Genomic DNA, 15,249 nt, shown 5'->3' with positions numbered 1-15,249 from the left:
GTCAGAAGAGTGTGCCCTCCTCCGGCCCCTCCAGCTCCTTCAGCAGCTCCGGCCCGTTGTTGCGGACGTTGCTGACCGCGGTGGAGACGGGGTAGGCGCGCATCAGCCCGGCGGGCGGCGGTTCCAGCAGCCGGCGCAGATCGTCCAGATCCGTACGGGCCGGATCGAGCCAGCCGTCCCAGCGGTCCGGGGTGAGCATCAGCGGCATCCGGGGGTGGATCTCGGCCAGCGCGCGCGGGCCGTCCTCGGGGGACACGGCGAGCGGGGACGTCTCGGCCTCCGTCGTGATCACCGAACAGGTCGCCCACCAGGCCCGCGGATGGTCGTCCGGCAGCGTCCGGTCCCGCCAGAACTCGTACAGCCCGGCCATCGCGAAGACCGACCCGTCGGCCGGGAGCACGAAGTAGGGCTGCTTGCGCGGCCGCTTCTTCTTCCCCTCGACCTCCAGCTCCCGCTCCCCCGTGCCGGTGACCCACTCGAAGTACCCGTCGGCGGGCAGGATGCAGCGCCGGGTGGCGAAGGCCCGCCGGTACGACGGCTTCTCGTGCACGGTCTCCGCGCGGGCGTTGATCATCCGGGCGGCGCCCTCGGGGCTCTTGGACCAGGAGGGGACGAGCCCCCACTTCAGCTTCCGCAGCTGGCGAACCGGCCGCTTGTCGTCGGCGTCCTTCACAGGACGGTCCAGAACCGCGTAGACCTCCTTGGTGGGAGCCACGTTGTAGTCGGGCTCCAAGGACTCCTCCGGCTCCCACTTCTCGATCTCGAAGACTCCTGCGAGATCCTCGGGCCTACGACTCGACGCATACCGTCCGCACATAAGTGCCACACTGCCAGGCCCACCCGTCACCCGACCACCACCCCGACGACGGCGCCACCCGCCGGCCCCCGTCGATCGCGACCCCGAGGAGCCACCGCAGAACATGGAAAGCACCGCAGCCACCTCGCTGGCCGGCCTGTGGGACGAGGTCTTCGGCACCCAGCCCGACCCCGACCTCTGGGTCGTCATAGCCACCGCGGTCGCCGCGCTCGCGGCGATCGTCCCGCACGGCGTCTGGCGGCTCTCGCGCAACGCCATCACCATCGCGCACGAGGGCGGCCACGGTCTGGTCGCGCTGCTCACCGGCCGCACCCTGACCGGCATCCGGCTGCACTCCGACACCAGCGGCCTCACGGTGAGCCGGGGCAGGCCCACCGGCATCGGCATGATCCTCACCGCGGCCGCCGGCTACACCGCTCCCCCGCTCCTCGGCCTCGGCGGCGCCGCCCTCCTCGGATCGGGCCGCATCACCCTCCTCCTGTGGCTCGCCACGATCCTGCTGATCGCCATGCTGGTCATGATCCGCAACGCCTACGGCGCCCTCACGGTCGTCCTCACCGGCGGCACCTTCGTGGTCGTCTCCTGGCTGGCGGGCCCCCAGATCCAGGCGGCGTTCGCCTACGCGGTGGTCTGGTTCCTGCTGCTGGGAGGCGTACGCCCGGCGTTCGAACTCCAGGCCAAGCGCCGTCGGGGAGGCGCCGGTGACTCCGACGCGGACCAGCTCTCCCGCCTGACCCACGTCCCGGCGACCGTGTGGCTCGTGATGTTCCACGTGGTGTCGCTGTGCGCACTGACGGGCGGCGGCCGCTGGCTGCTGAACCTGTGACCCCGGCGGCCGGGGGGCGCGCGGGCGGCGGGGAACCACCCGACCTGCCACGACGGAGGCGCACCGGACCCGCGACGCATGTCAACCGGCGGATCCGGGCGGAGCCAACCCCCATTAAAGTGGGCCGCATGGCCCTGAACGCACAGCCCGCCCTCTGGCCCGCCCCCTACGCGAGCGGAGCCGTCGACGCGACGGTCCACGTCCCGGGGTCCAAGTCCGTCACCAATCGCGCCCTCGTCCTCGCCGCGCTCGCGAGCGAGCCCGGCTGGCTGCGCCGCCCCCTGCGCTCCCGCGACACGCTCCTGATGGCCGCCGCGCTGCGCGCGATGGGCGTCGGCATCGAGGAGACCGTGTCGTCCAGCTCCTCCGGCGCGGGCGGTTCCGGCGAGGCCTGGCGCGTCCTGCCCACCGGCCTGCAGGGCCCGGCCACGGTGGACGTCGGCAACGCCGGCACGGTCATGCGCTTCCTCCCCCCGGTCGCCGCCCTCGCCGACGGCCCCATCCGCTTCGACGGCGATCCCCGGTCCTACGAGCGCCCGCTGCACGGTGTGATCGACGCCCTGCGCGTCCTCGGCGCCCGGATCGACGACGACGGCCGCGGCGCCCTTCCGCTGACGGTCCACGGCAGCGGCGCGCTGGACGGCGGCCCGGTGGCGATCGACGCGTCCTCGTCGTCGCAGTTCGTCTCGGCGCTCCTGCTGTCGGCCCCCCGCTTCAACCAGGGCGTGGAGGTCCGCCACACCGGCGCGACCCTCCCCTCCCTGCCCCACATCCGCATGACCGTCGACATGCTGCGCTCGGTCGGCGCGCAGGTGGACACCCCGGAGTCGGGCGGCGAGCCGAACGTCTGGCGGGTCACGCCGGGCGCGCTGCTCGGCCGCGACCTGACGATCGAGCCGGACCTGTCCAACGCCCAGCCGTTCCTGGCGGCGGCCCTGGTGACCGGCGGCAAGGTCGTCGTCCCGGACTGGCCCTCGCGCACCACCCAGCCCGGCGACCAACTCCGCGAGATCTTCACGGAGATGGGCGGCACCTGCGAACTCACCGAGTACGGCCTGGTGTTCACCGGCTCCGGTTCGGTCCACGGCATCGACGTGGACCTGAGCGAGGTCGGCGAGCTGACCCCGGGCATCGCGGCGGTCGCCGCCCTCGCCGACTCCCCCTCGACGCTGCGCGGCGTGGCCCACCTGCGCCTGCACGAGACGGACCGGCTGGCCGCCCTCACCAAGGAGATCAACGAACTCGGCGGCGACGTCACCGAGACCGCCGACGGCCTCCACATCCGCCCCCGCACCCTGCACGGCGGTGTCTTCCACACGTACGACGACCACCGCATGGCCACGGCCGGTGCGATCATCGGCCTGGCCGTGGAGGGTGTGCGCATCGAGAACGTGGAGACGACGGCCAAGACCCTGCCGGACTTCCCCGACCTGTGGACCGGGATGCTCGGGAAGAACTGACGGGCGGACCGGGATCATGCGCCGTTACGGCAAGCACACCGACGAGGACGACATCCGCAGCCGCCCCAACCGCAAGGGCAACCGTCCCCGTACGCACATCCGTCCGAAGCACGAGGACGCCGCCGAGGGCATGGTCCTCACCGTCGACCGGGGCCGGCTGACCTGTCTCGTCGAGGACCGCGTCGTCCTCGCGATGAAGGCCCGGGAACTGGGCCGCAAGGCAGCGGTCGTCGGCGACAACGTCGCCCTCGTCGGTGACCTCTCCGGCAAGAAGGACACCCTCGCCCGGATCGTCCGCATCGCCGACCGCACCTCGGTCCTGCGGCGCACGGCCGACGACGACGACCCCTACGAGCGCGTCGTCGTCGCCAACGCCGACCAGCTCGCCATCGTCACGGCCCTCGCCGACCCCGAACCCCGCCCCCGGTTGATCGACCGCTGCCTGGTGGCGGCGTACGACGCGGGTCTGGCCCCCCTGCTCGTGCTCACGAAGTCGGACCTGGCCTCTCCCGACAAACTCCTGGAGGCCTACGGCCACATCGACCTCCCGCACGTCGTGACGAGCCGCGAGGAGCTGGAGACGGGCGGCGCCGCCGACCGCGTACGCGAACACCTCGACGGCAAGGTCACGGCGTTCGTCGGCCACTCCGGCGTCGGCAAGACGACCCTGGTGAACGCCCTCGTCCCCGCGGACCTCCGCCGTACGACGGGCCATGTGAACGCGGTGACGGGCCGCGGCCGGCACACCACCACCTCGGCGCTGGCGCTGCCCCTGGCGGACTCCGGCGGCGGCTGGGTGGTGGACACCCCGGGCGTCCGTTCGTTCGGCCTCGCCCACGTCGACCCGTCCCGCGTCATCAACGCCTTCCCGGACCTGGTCCCGGGCACGGAGGGCTGCCCGCGCGCGTGCAGTCACGACGAGCAGGACTGCGCCCTGGACCAGTGGGTGGCGGACGGACACGCGGACCCGGCCCGGCTCTACTCCCTGCGCAGGCTCCTCGCGACACGCGAACGACGGGAAGGCGACTGACCTCCGCGTTGTTTGCGCCCGCGCCCACCCGGTAAGTGCATAATCGCACCAAGTCGGACCCGGACCAGACGAGATCGGCCGGGAACGGACCAAGCGGTCACGGAACGTGGGGACACGGGAGGACGAGACATGGCGTGGCTGCTGGTGGTCGTGGCGGGGTTCCTGGAGACCGGATTCGCCGTCTGTCTGAAACTCTCGCACGGCTTCACCAGACTCTGGCCCACGGTCGCCTTCTGCGTCTTCGCCCTCGGCAGCTTCGGTCTGCTGACCCTCTCCCTGAAGAAGCTCGACGTCGGCCCCGCCTACGCCGTCTGGACCGGCATCGGCGCGGCCGGTACCGCGATCTACGGAATGGTCTTCCTCGGCGACCTCGTCTCGACCCTGAAGATCGTCTCGATCAGCCTGGTGATCGTGGGGGTCGTGGGTCTGCAACTGTCGGGATCCGCGCAGTAGTTCGCGACGGGGCGGGCCCGATCCCGCGTCGGCTACAGGTGGTTGAGGGACCTGCTGGGCTGGCGGGGCAGCGCGGTCCGCACGAGCTCGGCGACCCCGCCCTCTCCCGGGGGCGCCGCCACACAGGACAGGGCGAGCCGCACGGCGAGTTCGCAGGATCGGGCCAACTCCCCCGCGTCCGACCGGGGAGTGCCGGGCGTGGCCAGGGCGGCGACGGCCCGCTCGCGCACCAGTGCCACGAAGTCGGCGGGCGCGGGCAACGGTCCGTCCGCGCGACGCTGGGCGGGCACGATGGAGGACGAGGCCACCGCCGTGAGCGACGGCGAGGGCAGCCGCTCGCTCCAGCAACCGGTGAGCATGGCCCGCACCAGCACGTTGGTACGGCAGGCCCGCACGGTCCACTCGGCGGTCGCGGCCAGCCTGTCCCGGGTGTCCGCGGGCAGGGCCAGCGCCCGGTCGACTCCCGCCAGATAGCCGTCCGCCTCCCTGCGGACCAGCGCCCTGGCGAGTCCGTCCTTGCTGCCGAACTCGTTGTACAGCGTCTGACGTGACACTCCGGCCACCGCCGCCACGTCCACCATGCGCACGGCGGACCACGGCCGGCGCATCAGCGCCGTGTAAGCGGCGTCCAACAAGGATTCCCGCGCTGCAGGCATCATCGCCTCCCTACCAAGCGAGCGGGCGGCTCTGGCCCTCAGATTTGACGCGCATCAAGTCACTGTCAAGAGTTCGCGGCGGCCCGCTGGGGCGCGCGTCGGCCGGCGCGCGCGGCACGCACCGACCCCACCTCGACAAAGCCACCTCCACCCCCGTCGGCGGCTCCCCCTCGTGTGCCCACGGCCACGGGGGAACATTCACGCCGGAGCCCACATGATCACGGACCCGGCCCTACCCCGGAACGGGGCATCGGCCTCCTCCCTCGCGGGCCGACCATGCTTGCGGGCCGGCGAACCGACCGCGCCCACCCCCGCTCCCGCCCGCCGGAGCGCCGGCCGATCGGCCGCCCCGCCCCCTTGCCCCGAGCGACCCCCGGCCCCCTGTAGCCCCGTACCGACCTCGACAGATACCGTTCGCCACATGGCCGACTACCTCGACGACCTCCGCTTCGCCCACGTCCTCGCGGACGCCGCCGACGCGACCACCATGGCCCGCTTCAAGGCCCTCGACCTGAAGGTCGAGACGAAGCCGGACATGACCCCGGTCAGCGAGGCCGACAAGGCCGCCGAGGAACTCATCCGCGGCCAGCTCCAGCGCGCCCGCCCCCGGGACGCCATCCTCGGCGAGGAGTTCGGGCTCGCCGGCACCGGCCCCCGCCGCTGGGTCGTCGACCCGATCGACGGCACCAAGAACTACGTCCGGGGCGTCCCCGTCTGGGCCACCCTGATCTCCCTGATGGAGGCGGCCGAGGGCGGCTACCAGCCCGTCGTCGGCGTCGTCTCGGCACCGGCCCTGGGCCGCCGCTGGTGGGCGGCGAAGGGGCACGGCGCCTTCACGGGCCGCAGCCTCAGCTCGGCCTCCCGCCTGCGTGTCTCCTGCGTCGCCGAGCTGTCGGACGCGTCCTTCGCATACTCCTCCCTCAGCGGCTGGGAGGAGCGCGGCAGCCTCAACGGCTTCCTGGACCTGACCCGCGAGGTGTGGCGGACGCGCGCGTACGGCGATTTCTGGCCGTACATGATGGTCGCCGAAGGCTCGGTGGACATCTGCGCCGAACCCGAACTGTCCCTCTGGGACATGTCCGCCAACGCGATCATCGTCACCGAGTCGGGCGGCACCTTCACCGGCCTCGACGGCCGTCCCGGCCCGCACAGCGGCAACGCCGCGGCCTCGAACGGTCTGCTCCACGACGAGTTGCTGGGGTACCTGAACCAGCGCTACTAGACCCCTTCCGCCGCCCTCGTCCGGCTCTGCCGCGCCCTCCGGCCTCCTCCCACGTCGTGCCACGGCCCGCCGCCTTCTGTCGCTTCCTGTCCCCTCCCGCCGTCACCGTCCGGCGCGCTCCGGGATCCCGGAGTGATCCCGGAGCGCCCCGAACTGACCACGCACGCCCCCTTGTTGACCTCCGCTTTACCTGCCACATTGAGAGTCCCCCCACTTGTGAACTTGTGCAGTGCTCAATTGGCGCCTCCGGCGCCGGGCCTGAACTCATCGTCACCGGGGTGCCCTAGGAGGTGGCTGAACTCCATGCTCGTCCGCGACGCCATGAGCACAGTGGTCCTCACCATCGGTCCCGATCACACTCTCCGGCAGGCCGCCGCACTGATGTCGGCCCGCCGGATCGGTGCGGCCGTGGTCCTCGACCCGGACGCCGGCGGACTCGGGATACTGACCGAACGCGACGTCCTCAACTCCGTCGGCCTGGGCCAGAGCCCCGACGCCGAGCGCGCCCACGCCCACACCACCACCGACGTGGTGTTCGCCACGCCGTCCTGGACTCTGGAGGAAGCGGCCCGCGCCATGACCCACGGCGGCTTCCGCCATCTGATCGTCCTCGACGAGGGCGCCCCGATCGGCATCGTCTCGGTCCGCGACATCATCCGTTGCTGGACCCCGGCCCGACAGCACGCGACGGCCTGACCGGCCCCCGCACGCGCGAAGGGGCCAGGACCTCGGACGAGATCCCGGCCCCTCCCCCACGACAAGCGGTCCAACCCCGGTGGGCCGCACAGGGCCTGGACGGCGGCCTCCAGGCGCTTGCCGAAGCCTTGGCCGACGCGTCGACGAGCACCTCGGCCGAGCAGAATCCTGCTCACATCGCGTCCGATCCTACATTGGACCAATTCCAGGTCAAGGCAAGCTCTAAAGTCACACCTGTTCGGGAACTGTTCGCCCAGACTGTTACGCTGACCGGTATGAGTGACCTTCTGGAGCGGCTGCGCGGACGCGGATGGCGCATGACCGCACAGCGGCGTGTCGTGGCCGAGGTCCTCGACGGCGAACACGTCCACCTGACGGCCGACGAGGTGCACACGCGAGCTGTCGCCAAGCTGCCGGAGATCTCCCGGGCCACCGTCTACAACACCCTGGGTGAGCTGGTCGTCCTCGGTGAGGTGCTCGAAGTCGCCACGGACAAGCGGGCCAAGCGGTACGACCCCAACGCGCACCGCCCGCACCACCACCTGGTCTGCGCCCGGTGCGGCACGATCCGGGACGTCCACCCCACCGGCAATCCCCTCGCCGACCTCCCCGCCGCCGAGCGCTTCGGCTTCACCGTCTCCGACGTGGAGGTCACCTACCGAGGCGTGTGCCCGACCTGCGCGACGGCCTAGCCCCCGGCGACACATGACAAAGCCCCCGGCGCCGAGCGGCCGGGGGCATACACCCAGGGCCCGGAACCTGATCGGTTCCGGGCCCTGGGTTTTCAGTAGCGGGGACAGGATTTGAACCTGCGACCTCTGGGTTATGAGCCCAGCGAGCTACCGAGCTGCTCCACCCCGCGGCGATGAACAGAACACTACGTCACGCCCATCGACCAGCGCAAATCCATTGAAGGACCAGCCTGCGGACCCTGTCCGGAGCCGGCCGGCGACTACGCCGACAACTCGTCCCGCAACGCGTCCCGCAACCGCGCCGCGCGCTTGGTGACCTCCGCCGGCCCGAGCGCCACGGCCCGGTCGGCCCACCGCTTGCCCTCCACCAGCTCCCCCCGACGCGCGTAGACGAGGGCGAGCCGCAAAGCCGCCCGCCCGTGCCCCGCGTCGGCGGCCCGGGCCCACCACAACGCGGCCTCCGGCTCACTCCCCTCGCGGGCGAGCAGCAGCCCCAGGTTGAACGCCCCGTTGCGCGACCCGGACTCCGCCGCGGCCCGGTACCACCGAGCCGCCTCGGCCACGTCACCCCTCCCGGCCGCCAGCATCCCGACCCGCACCTGCGCCCGCCGGTGGCCCTGGGAGGCAGCCCTCTCGTACCACTCCTCGCACTCGTTCTTCTCCCGCACCGGCTCCCCCAGCTCATGCGCGGGAACAGGCGGCCGGCGGGCGTCGAGCACGGCGGCCAGGCGATACGCGGCCTCCGCGCTGCCCCCGCCGGCGGCACGCCGCAGATGCCGCTCGGCGGCCCGCTCGTCGCCGTCCCGCAGCCGCGCTATGGCGACCTGGAGCGCCGCCTCGGTGTGCCCGGCGGCAGCCGCCCGCTCGTACCAGACGAGCGCCGTCACGTCGTCGCCCCGCCCGGCGAACAGGATGCCCAGGTTGAAGGCGGCGTCCACGCTGCCGGCCTCCGCGGCCTTGGAGAACCACGGCTCGGCCCCGGCCGCGTCCCCCACCTGCAGCAGCAGGATGGCCAGGGCGTTCGCCGCCTCGCGGTGCCCGGCGTACGCGGCCCGCCGGTACCACTGCTCGGCCTGGGCGGTCCGTCCCTGCTCGGCGCAGAGCAGCCCGAGGTTGTACGCCCCGTTGACGTCACCGGCGTCCATCGCGGCGCGGTACCACCGCTCCGCGGTCTGCGTCTCACCGCGCTCGGCGTGCAGCGCGCCCAGCGCGTTCGCCGCGTTGCCGTCTCCGTCCTGGGCGGCCCGCAGCCACCACACGGCCGCGCTCTCGGTGTCGCCCGCGTCCCGCAGCAGGAACCCGAGCGCGCACGCGGCGCGCGGCTCACCGTCCTTGGCGGAGGTCAGATACCAGCGGCCGGCCTCCTTGAGTTCCCCGCGCCGCTCCAGGATCGCCCCCAGGTGCAGCGCGGCCCGCCGGTGCCCGCGCGCGGCGGCCTGGCGGTACCACTGCTCGGCCTCCTCGGCGGCGGCCCCGACACCGTTGTCGGCACCGGACTCCCCCGCGCGCACGCCGACGCGGCCCTCCCGTACGACGGGACGGCCCTCACGGGCGGCCTCACGGCCCGCGCCTGCACTCTCGAACGCCGCGCGCGCGATTCTGCGCCCCTCACGCACCGCGGCGCGCTCCTCCAGCTCGGCGAGCCGGTCCAGCGCCCGGGCGAGCCGGTAGGCGGCCTCGCGGTGCCCCCGCTCGGCGGCGACCCGCATCCACCGCTCCGCGGCGGGGTCGCTGCGGTGTTCCAGCAGGTCGGCGAGGGCGTACGCACCGAGGGCATGGCCCTGCTCGGCGGACTGGCGCAGCCAGTACTCGGCGGCCGGTTCGTCACCGCGCTCGCGGTGGTGCCGGCCGAGCGCGTGCGCGGCGGCGGCCGAACCGGCGACGGCCGCGACCCGCCACCAGCCGGCGGCGTCGTCGGCGTATCCGCGCTGGTGCAGCAGGACACCCAGGTTGTTGGCGGCCGCACGGTCTCCGGCGGCGGTGGCGCCCCGCAGGTAGGGCTCGGCCCCGTCGAGGTCGCCTCGGCGCAGCAGCATGGCTCCGAGGACGCTCATCGCCTCGGCGTCACCGGCTTCGGCGGCGAGCCGCTGACGCGCCTCCTCTACGGCGTCCCCCGTCTCGTCCTCGTCCTCCGCCCGCACGGACTCGACCGACGCGGCGGACTCGGCGGGCACCACAAAGTCGGCAGGCAGCGCAAAGTCGGCAGGCTGCGCAAACCGCCCTGTCTCCAACAGAGTTGCCTTGTCCCCCATAACGTCCATCGTCGCACCACCTGCAACCTGGGTACACCTGGTATACCGCAGCCATTGAGGTCACTACAGCGTTTTGTCGACTTGCCCACAGAGCGACAAGTCAAACACAGATTTCCCGGATCCCCCCGCCAACACGTCGAAGGCCCGGATCCTTTGGAGGATCCGGGCCTTCAACTTCAGTAGCGGGGACAGGATTTGAACCTGCGACCTCTGGGTTATGAGCCCAGCGAGCTACCGAGCTGCTCCACCCCGCGCCGTTGTGTTGCAACCGTACCACGGCGCGGGAGGGAGCCTTGCATCAGCCGCTTCCGGAGCCTCCGTCGCCGCTCTTGTCGCTGTCCGCACTGCCGCTGCCGCCGGTCCCGCCGGCCTTGGCCTGGGCGTCCTCGGCACGCTTCAGCGCGTCCTCCAGGTCCTGTTGGGCCCGGCCGTACGCCTCCCAGTCGCCGTCCTTGAGTGCCTGCTGGCCCTCGTCGAACGCCTTCTGGGCTTCCTCCAGGGCCTGTTGGACCGTCGGGTCGCCGGACTTCGGCGGCTCGTCGGTGCCCTCGTCGCCGTCGTCCACGGGTGGCTCCGTGGGCGGACCCTCGGTCTCGAACACCTTGTTGAGCGCGGCGTCGAGGGTGTCCTCGAAGGCCGTGTTGCCGCCGTAGGTGACCAGGACCTTGCGCAGCAGCGGGTACTTGAGTCCGCCGCCTCGCACATAGACGGGTTCCACGTAGAGCAGCCCCCCGTCGAGCGGGACCGTCAGGAGGTTGCCGTACTCGACCTGTGAGTCACCTCTCTTGAGGAGGCTGATGGTCTCGGCGATGTCCTGTTCGGAGTTGAACTGGCTCTGGACCTGTTTCGGTCCGTCGATCGGTTCGCTCGTCGGCAGTTTCAGAATTCTGATCTCGCCGTAGTCCTTGGTGCCCGCCTCGGCGTTGACCGCCACGAAGGCACTGAGGTTGTCGCGGCCGTTCGGCGTGAGCGTGGTGGTCAGCGAGAACGCCTGTGCCGTCTGGCCCGGCAGCTTCATGCTCAGGTAGTACGGCGGCACCGCGTTGCCCGAGGTGTTGGTCGGGTCGTCCGGGACCTGCCACACCTCGCTGCCGCTGAGGAACGTCTCGGCGTCCTTCACGTGGTAGCGGGTGAGCAGCTCGCGCTGGACCTTGAAGAGGTCCTGCGGGTACCGCAGATGGGCCAGCAGCGAGTCGGAGATGTCGCCCTTCGGCTCCACCGTGTTCGGGAAGGCCTTCATCCAGGTCTTCAGGACCGGGTCCTCGGTGTCCCACTGGTAGAGCTTGACCTGACCCGTGTACGCGTCGACGGTCGCCTTCACCGAGTTGCGGATGTAGTTGACCTGGTTCTGCTGGGCCACCACCGCGCGCTGGCTGTTGTCGGCGGTCAGCGAGTCGGCCGTCGTGTCGCCCAGGGTGGTGCGGGAGGCGTACGGGTAGCCGTTGGTGGTGGTGTACGCGTCGACGATCCACTGGATCTTCCCGTCGACGACGGCCGGGTAGGCGTCACCGTCGATGGTCAGCCAGGGGGCGACCGCCTCCACGCGCTCCTTGGGCGTGCGGTTGTACAGGATCCGCGAACCCTCGCCGATGGCACCGGAGTAGAGGATCTGCGGCTCGTTGAACGCCACCGCGTACGCGGCCCGGTTGACCGGGCTGGAGAGGTTGACCCCGCTCTTGCCCTTGTAGCTGGTGGTCTTCTCCCCGCTGTCGTCGGAGTAGTCGATCTCCTTCTGGGGACCGCCGACGATCGAGTACTGCGTGGTCTTCTCGCCGTAGTAGACCCGCTGCTGGTACTTGCCCAGATCGCCCTTGGACGGCAGGTCGGACTCGGTGAACACCGGGCGGCCGCCGGAGGTGGCCTCGGTGCCCTTGGCGGCGACCACGCCGTAGCCGTGGGTGTAGCGGAAGTGGTCGTTGATCCAGTTGTTCTTCGGGATGCCCGCCAGGTTCAGCTCGCGCAGACCGATGACGGTGTCCTGCTCGGCGCCGTCCTCGTTGCTGTACCGGTCGACGTCCAGGTTCGTGGGGAACGCGTAGTAGTTCCTCATCTGCTGGAGCTGCTGGAAGGTCGGCGAGACGATGTTCGGGTCGAGCATGCGGATGCTGGCCGTGGTGTCGGCGTCCTTGCGGAGCTGGGCCTTGTCCGTGTCGCTGACGCCCGAGTACTCCTCGACGTCGGTCCCGTCGATGCCGTAGGCCTGGCGGGTCGCCGCCAGGTTCTTCTCGACGTACGGCGCCTCCTTGGCCTGCTCGTTCGGCTGGACCTGGAACTTCTGGACGATCGCCGGATACAGCCCGCCGATGAGGATGGCGGAGAGCACCATCAGGCCGAAGCCGATGACCGGCAGCTGCCAGGTGCGCCGCCAGATGGTGGCGAAGAACAGCAGCGCGCAGATCACCGCGATGCAGAACAGGATCGTCTTGGCCGGCAGGTACGCGTTCGCGTCGACGTACCTCAGGCCCGTCCAGTTCCCCGTCGCCTTGAAGTCGCTGGACTTCACGGCCAGCCCGTACCGGTCGAGCCAGTAGGCGACCGCCTTCAGGGCGACGAAGATGCCGAGGAGCACCGACAGGTGTCCGGTGGCCGCGGCGGTGGCCCGCGCACCCGGGGAGGTGACCCTGAGGCCGCCGTACAGGTAGTGCGTGAGGGCGGCGGCGATCACCGAGAGCACGGCGGCGGCGAAGCCGAAGCCGAGCAGGAAGCGGTACCAGGGCAGGTCGAAGGCGTAGAAGGAGACGTCCAGGTCGAACTGGGGGTCCTTCTGGCCGAACGACACACCGTTGACCCACATCAGCCAGGTGCGCCACTGCCCGGAGGCGGAGGCGCCGGCGATGAGGCCCACCAGGGAGGTGATCCCGAGGAGCAGCCATTTCTTGTAGGGCGCGATGCCCATGCGGTACCTGTCGAGGCTCTGCTGCTCCATCGACATGGCGCTCAGCGGTGGCCGCAGCCGGTGCGCGAGCCAGATGTTGAAGCCGACCGAGGCCGACATCAGCAGGCCGAAGACGAAGAAGAGCCCGATCTTCGTCCAGAGTGTGGTGGTGAAGACGGACGAATACTTCACCGACCGGTACCAGAGCCAGTCCGTCCAGAATCCCGCGAACATGACGAACGCCATGCCGAGGACGGCAAGGACGCCCAACGTCATGAGCAGCGTCCGGACACGTCGGGACGGTCGGCCCACTCTGATCCGCGGCCCCGTCGGGCCTCCGCCGCGGTCCGGCATCTGGAAAGCCAAGGTGCGCACCTCGAAGTTCGCTGTCGATACGTCAGGCCCGCGTCTACGGACCCTCCAGCGGGCCCCGTGATCGCAGGGGCCTCACCTATGCAACTTACTCACGCTTTACTCGGTTCCCGCTTCGGGGAACGAACGAGGCAGGATTGTGACCATGTCCAACACTCCCATGGCAGCGAACCCCCTCACCCGGGCCGTCCTCGAGATCGACGAGTACGCCTCGGGCCTCGGCTGGGACCAGCCCGCTCGCCTCTTCGCCCTGGTGGATACCGCGCGTCTGCGGTCCCAGGAACCCGCCCTCGCGGCTCAGCTCGGTCTGCAGGACGAGTCCGAGACCGTCGGTCTCACCCCGATCGAGCAGGACGAGATTCCCGCGGGCAAGGCCCTCGACGAGTTCCTCGGCACCATCGCCTGGCCCGACGCGGTGGTCGGCTGCGCGCTGACCGTGGAGCGGCTGATGCTGCCGCCGTCCGCCGAGGCGTCCGTCCCCGAGAACCTCGACGAGGCCCGTCTCGCCAAGTGGGTCGCCTCCCACCCGGAGCGCCAGGAGGTCCGTATGACCGTCGCCGTTCTCCGCGACGGCTCCCGCGACGCGGCCCTGCGTCTGCGCGAGAAGGACTCTCCGACCGAGGTCCTCACCGGCCCCGAACTGGTACCGGGCCTCGCGGAGGCCCTGTCCGCGACCTTCGTGGACTGATCCCCGCCGTACGGCGGTGGGGGCGCCCCCGGGTCCTCGGGAGCGCCCCCACGCGCGCGTACGTCCGTTTCCGTCAGCCCTTGGTGGTGCACTTCGGCAGGTCGGCGGTGTCGCCGGCGCGGATGTCCTTCAGGGCTCCCAGCGCGTCCTCGATGGTGCCGACCTTGACGAGGGTGAGTCCGTCGGGGACGTCCCCGGCGGCCGTGACGCAGTTGTCCTCGGGCGTCAGGAAGTACTGGGCGCCCTTGGCGCGCGCGCCGACCGTCTTCATCTCGATGCCGCCGATGGGGCCGACCTTGCCCTGGTCGTCGATCGTGCCGGTGCCGGCCACGAACTTGCCGCCCGTCAGGTTGCCCGGCGTGAGCTTGTCGTAGATACCGAGGGCGAACATCAGTCCGGCGCTCGGGCCGCCGACGTCGGCCAGCTTGATGTCGATGGTGAAGGGGAAGGTGTGGTCGGTCCCTGCGGAGATGCCGACGATCGCCCGCTCCTCGCCCGTGTCGTCGGACGTGCCCGTGGTGATGGTGACCTTCCGGGTCTCGGTCGCCGTCCTGTTCGCCTTCTCCGCGGCGGCCTGGGCCTTGGCGGGCACGATCACGAAGTCGACGTTCTCACCCGGCTTGTGCTTGGTGACCAGTTTCGCCACGTCCTCGGGCACCTTGACCGCCGTACCGTCGACGGACTTGATCACGTCACCGGCGTGCAGCTTGCCCTCGGCCGGGGAGTCCTTGAGGACGGTGGAGACGATCACCCAGGACCGCACCGGGATGTCCAGCTCCTTCAGGGCCGCGACCTTGGCGCTCTCCTGGGACTGGCTGAACTCCTCGGCGTTCTCCTGCGTCGACTGCTCCTTGGTCTTGCCGTCCGGGTAGAGCGTGTCGTGCGGGACGACCTTGTTGTCGTGCGCCAGCCAGCCGTACACGGCCTCGACGAGGTTCATCCGGTAGTCGGCGCTGGTGACGCGGACCGTGGTCATGTTCAGATGGCCGGTCGTCGCGTACGTCTTGCGCCCGGAGATCTGCAGCACCGGCTCCCCGTCGTGCTTGCCGAGCGTGTTCACCGTCGGCCCCGGTGACATCTCCGAATAGGGCACGGGAATGATCACACCCGCGCACAGGAGCGCGATCAGCATCAGGGTGGAGGCGAGCATCGTCGCGGTGCGGCGTGGCATGGAACGACAGTACGGGACAGGCCTGTAGGAGCACTGTCG

13 protein-coding genes and 2 tRNA genes are annotated in these 15,249 nt (G+C 71.0%); 8 read left to right on the top strand and 7 right to left on the bottom strand.

Translation table 11 applies throughout. From position 1 onward, the window contains the following. Window position 1: 1 nt before the first annotated feature. Complete coding sequence (locus H4687_RS31175) at window positions 2–817, bottom strand: SOS response-associated peptidase (protein WP_046918098.1); 816 nt, start codon at window positions 815–817, stop codon at window positions 2–4. A gap of 103 nt (window positions 818–920) precedes the next feature. Between H4687_RS31175 and H4687_RS31170 the strand changes: the two genes are divergently transcribed. From H4687_RS31170 to H4687_RS31155, 4 genes are all read left to right on the top strand, one after another. After that, window positions 921–1,643, top strand: a complete 723-nt coding sequence (locus tag H4687_RS31170) for a M50 family metallopeptidase (protein ID WP_046918097.1) — start codon at window positions 921–923, stop codon at window positions 1,641–1,643. 128 nt (window positions 1,644–1,771) lie between these two features. Beyond that, complete coding sequence (aroA, locus tag H4687_RS31165) at window positions 1,772–3,103, top strand: 3-phosphoshikimate 1-carboxyvinyltransferase (protein ID WP_046918096.1); 1,332 nt, start codon at window positions 1,772–1,774, stop codon at window positions 3,101–3,103. Window positions 3,104–3,119: 16 nt separating this feature from the next. After that, window positions 3,120–4,133: a ribosome small subunit-dependent GTPase A gene (gene rsgA / locus H4687_RS31160; protein ID WP_046918095.1), complete on the top strand. Its 1,014-nt coding sequence runs from the start codon at window positions 3,120–3,122 to the stop codon at window positions 4,131–4,133. A 129-nt stretch (window positions 4,134–4,262) separates the two neighbouring features. Beyond that, window positions 4,263–4,586 carry a DMT family transporter gene (locus H4687_RS31155; protein WP_046918094.1) on the top strand — a complete coding sequence of 108 codons (324 nt, stop codon included), beginning with the start codon at window positions 4,263–4,265 and terminating at the stop codon, window positions 4,584–4,586. A 32-nt stretch (window positions 4,587–4,618) separates the two neighbouring features. Here the strand turns inward: H4687_RS31155 and H4687_RS31150 are convergent, their stop codons facing one another. Next, entirely contained in the window at window positions 4,619–5,245 is a 627-nt protein-coding gene (locus H4687_RS31150) for a TetR/AcrR family transcriptional regulator (protein ID WP_046918093.1), read from the bottom strand. Between the two features lie 418 nt (window positions 5,246–5,663). Between H4687_RS31150 and hisN the strand changes: the two genes are divergently transcribed. The 3 genes from hisN to H4687_RS31135 all read left to right on the top strand — a co-directional run bounded on the left by hisN (window position 5,664) and on the right by H4687_RS31135 (window position 7,852). Beyond that, window positions 5,664–6,464: a histidinol-phosphatase gene (hisN, locus tag H4687_RS31145; protein ID WP_046913055.1), complete on the top strand. Its 801-nt coding sequence runs from the start codon at window positions 5,664–5,666 to the stop codon at window positions 6,462–6,464. Between the two features lie 303 nt (window positions 6,465–6,767). Then, a complete protein-coding gene (locus H4687_RS31140; protein WP_005480464.1) occupies window positions 6,768–7,160 on the top strand; it encodes a CBS domain-containing protein in 393 nt (130 codons plus the stop codon). Between the two features lie 275 nt (window positions 7,161–7,435). Next, window positions 7,436–7,852, top strand: a complete 417-nt coding sequence (locus H4687_RS31135) for a Fur family transcriptional regulator (RefSeq protein WP_046913056.1) — start codon at window positions 7,436–7,438, stop codon at window positions 7,850–7,852. Window positions 7,853–7,948: 96 nt separating this feature from the next. Here H4687_RS31135 and H4687_RS31130 read toward each other — a convergent pair. The 4 genes from H4687_RS31130 to H4687_RS31115 form a co-directional block, all read right to left on the bottom strand. Then, window positions 7,949–8,022: transfer RNA gene (locus tag H4687_RS31130), tRNA-Met, on the bottom strand. Window positions 8,023–8,112: 90 nt separating this feature from the next. Next, on the bottom strand, window positions 8,113–10,113 hold the full coding sequence (locus H4687_RS31125; protein ID WP_179860016.1) for a tetratricopeptide repeat protein: 2,001 nt from the start codon (window positions 10,111–10,113) through the stop codon (window positions 8,113–8,115). A 171-nt stretch (window positions 10,114–10,284) separates the two neighbouring features. Beyond that, window positions 10,285–10,358 (bottom strand) — tRNA-Met (locus tag H4687_RS31120). 44 nt (window positions 10,359–10,402) lie between these two features. Further along, window positions 10,403–13,333 (bottom strand): UPF0182 family membrane protein, encoded by a 2,931-nt coding sequence (locus tag H4687_RS31115; protein ID WP_078907670.1) that lies wholly within the window; start codon window positions 13,331–13,333, stop codon window positions 10,403–10,405. A 163-nt stretch (window positions 13,334–13,496) separates the two neighbouring features. On the opposite strand from H4687_RS31115, the gene H4687_RS31110 reads away from it, so the two are divergent. Continuing rightward, window positions 13,497–14,039, top strand: coding sequence for a PPA1309 family protein (locus H4687_RS31110; RefSeq protein ID WP_046913059.1), 543 nt, complete (start codon window positions 13,497–13,499; stop codon window positions 14,037–14,039). A 73-nt stretch (window positions 14,040–14,112) separates the two neighbouring features. Here H4687_RS31110 and H4687_RS31105 read toward each other — a convergent pair whose 3' ends face one another. Further along, window positions 14,113–15,210 carry a YlbL family protein gene (locus tag H4687_RS31105; RefSeq protein ID WP_046913060.1) on the bottom strand — a complete coding sequence of 366 codons (1,098 nt, stop codon included), beginning with the start codon at window positions 15,208–15,210 and terminating at the stop codon, window positions 14,113–14,115. Window positions 15,211–15,249 lie beyond the last annotated feature (39 nt).

The organism is Streptomyces stelliscabiei, from assembly GCF_014873495.1.
GTDB classification, from domain to species: Bacteria; Actinomycetota; Actinomycetes; order Streptomycetales; family Streptomycetaceae; genus Streptomyces; species Streptomyces bottropensis.
Note: the sequence above shows the minus strand (reverse complement) of the source record. Positions and strands in the feature narration are given on the sequence as shown.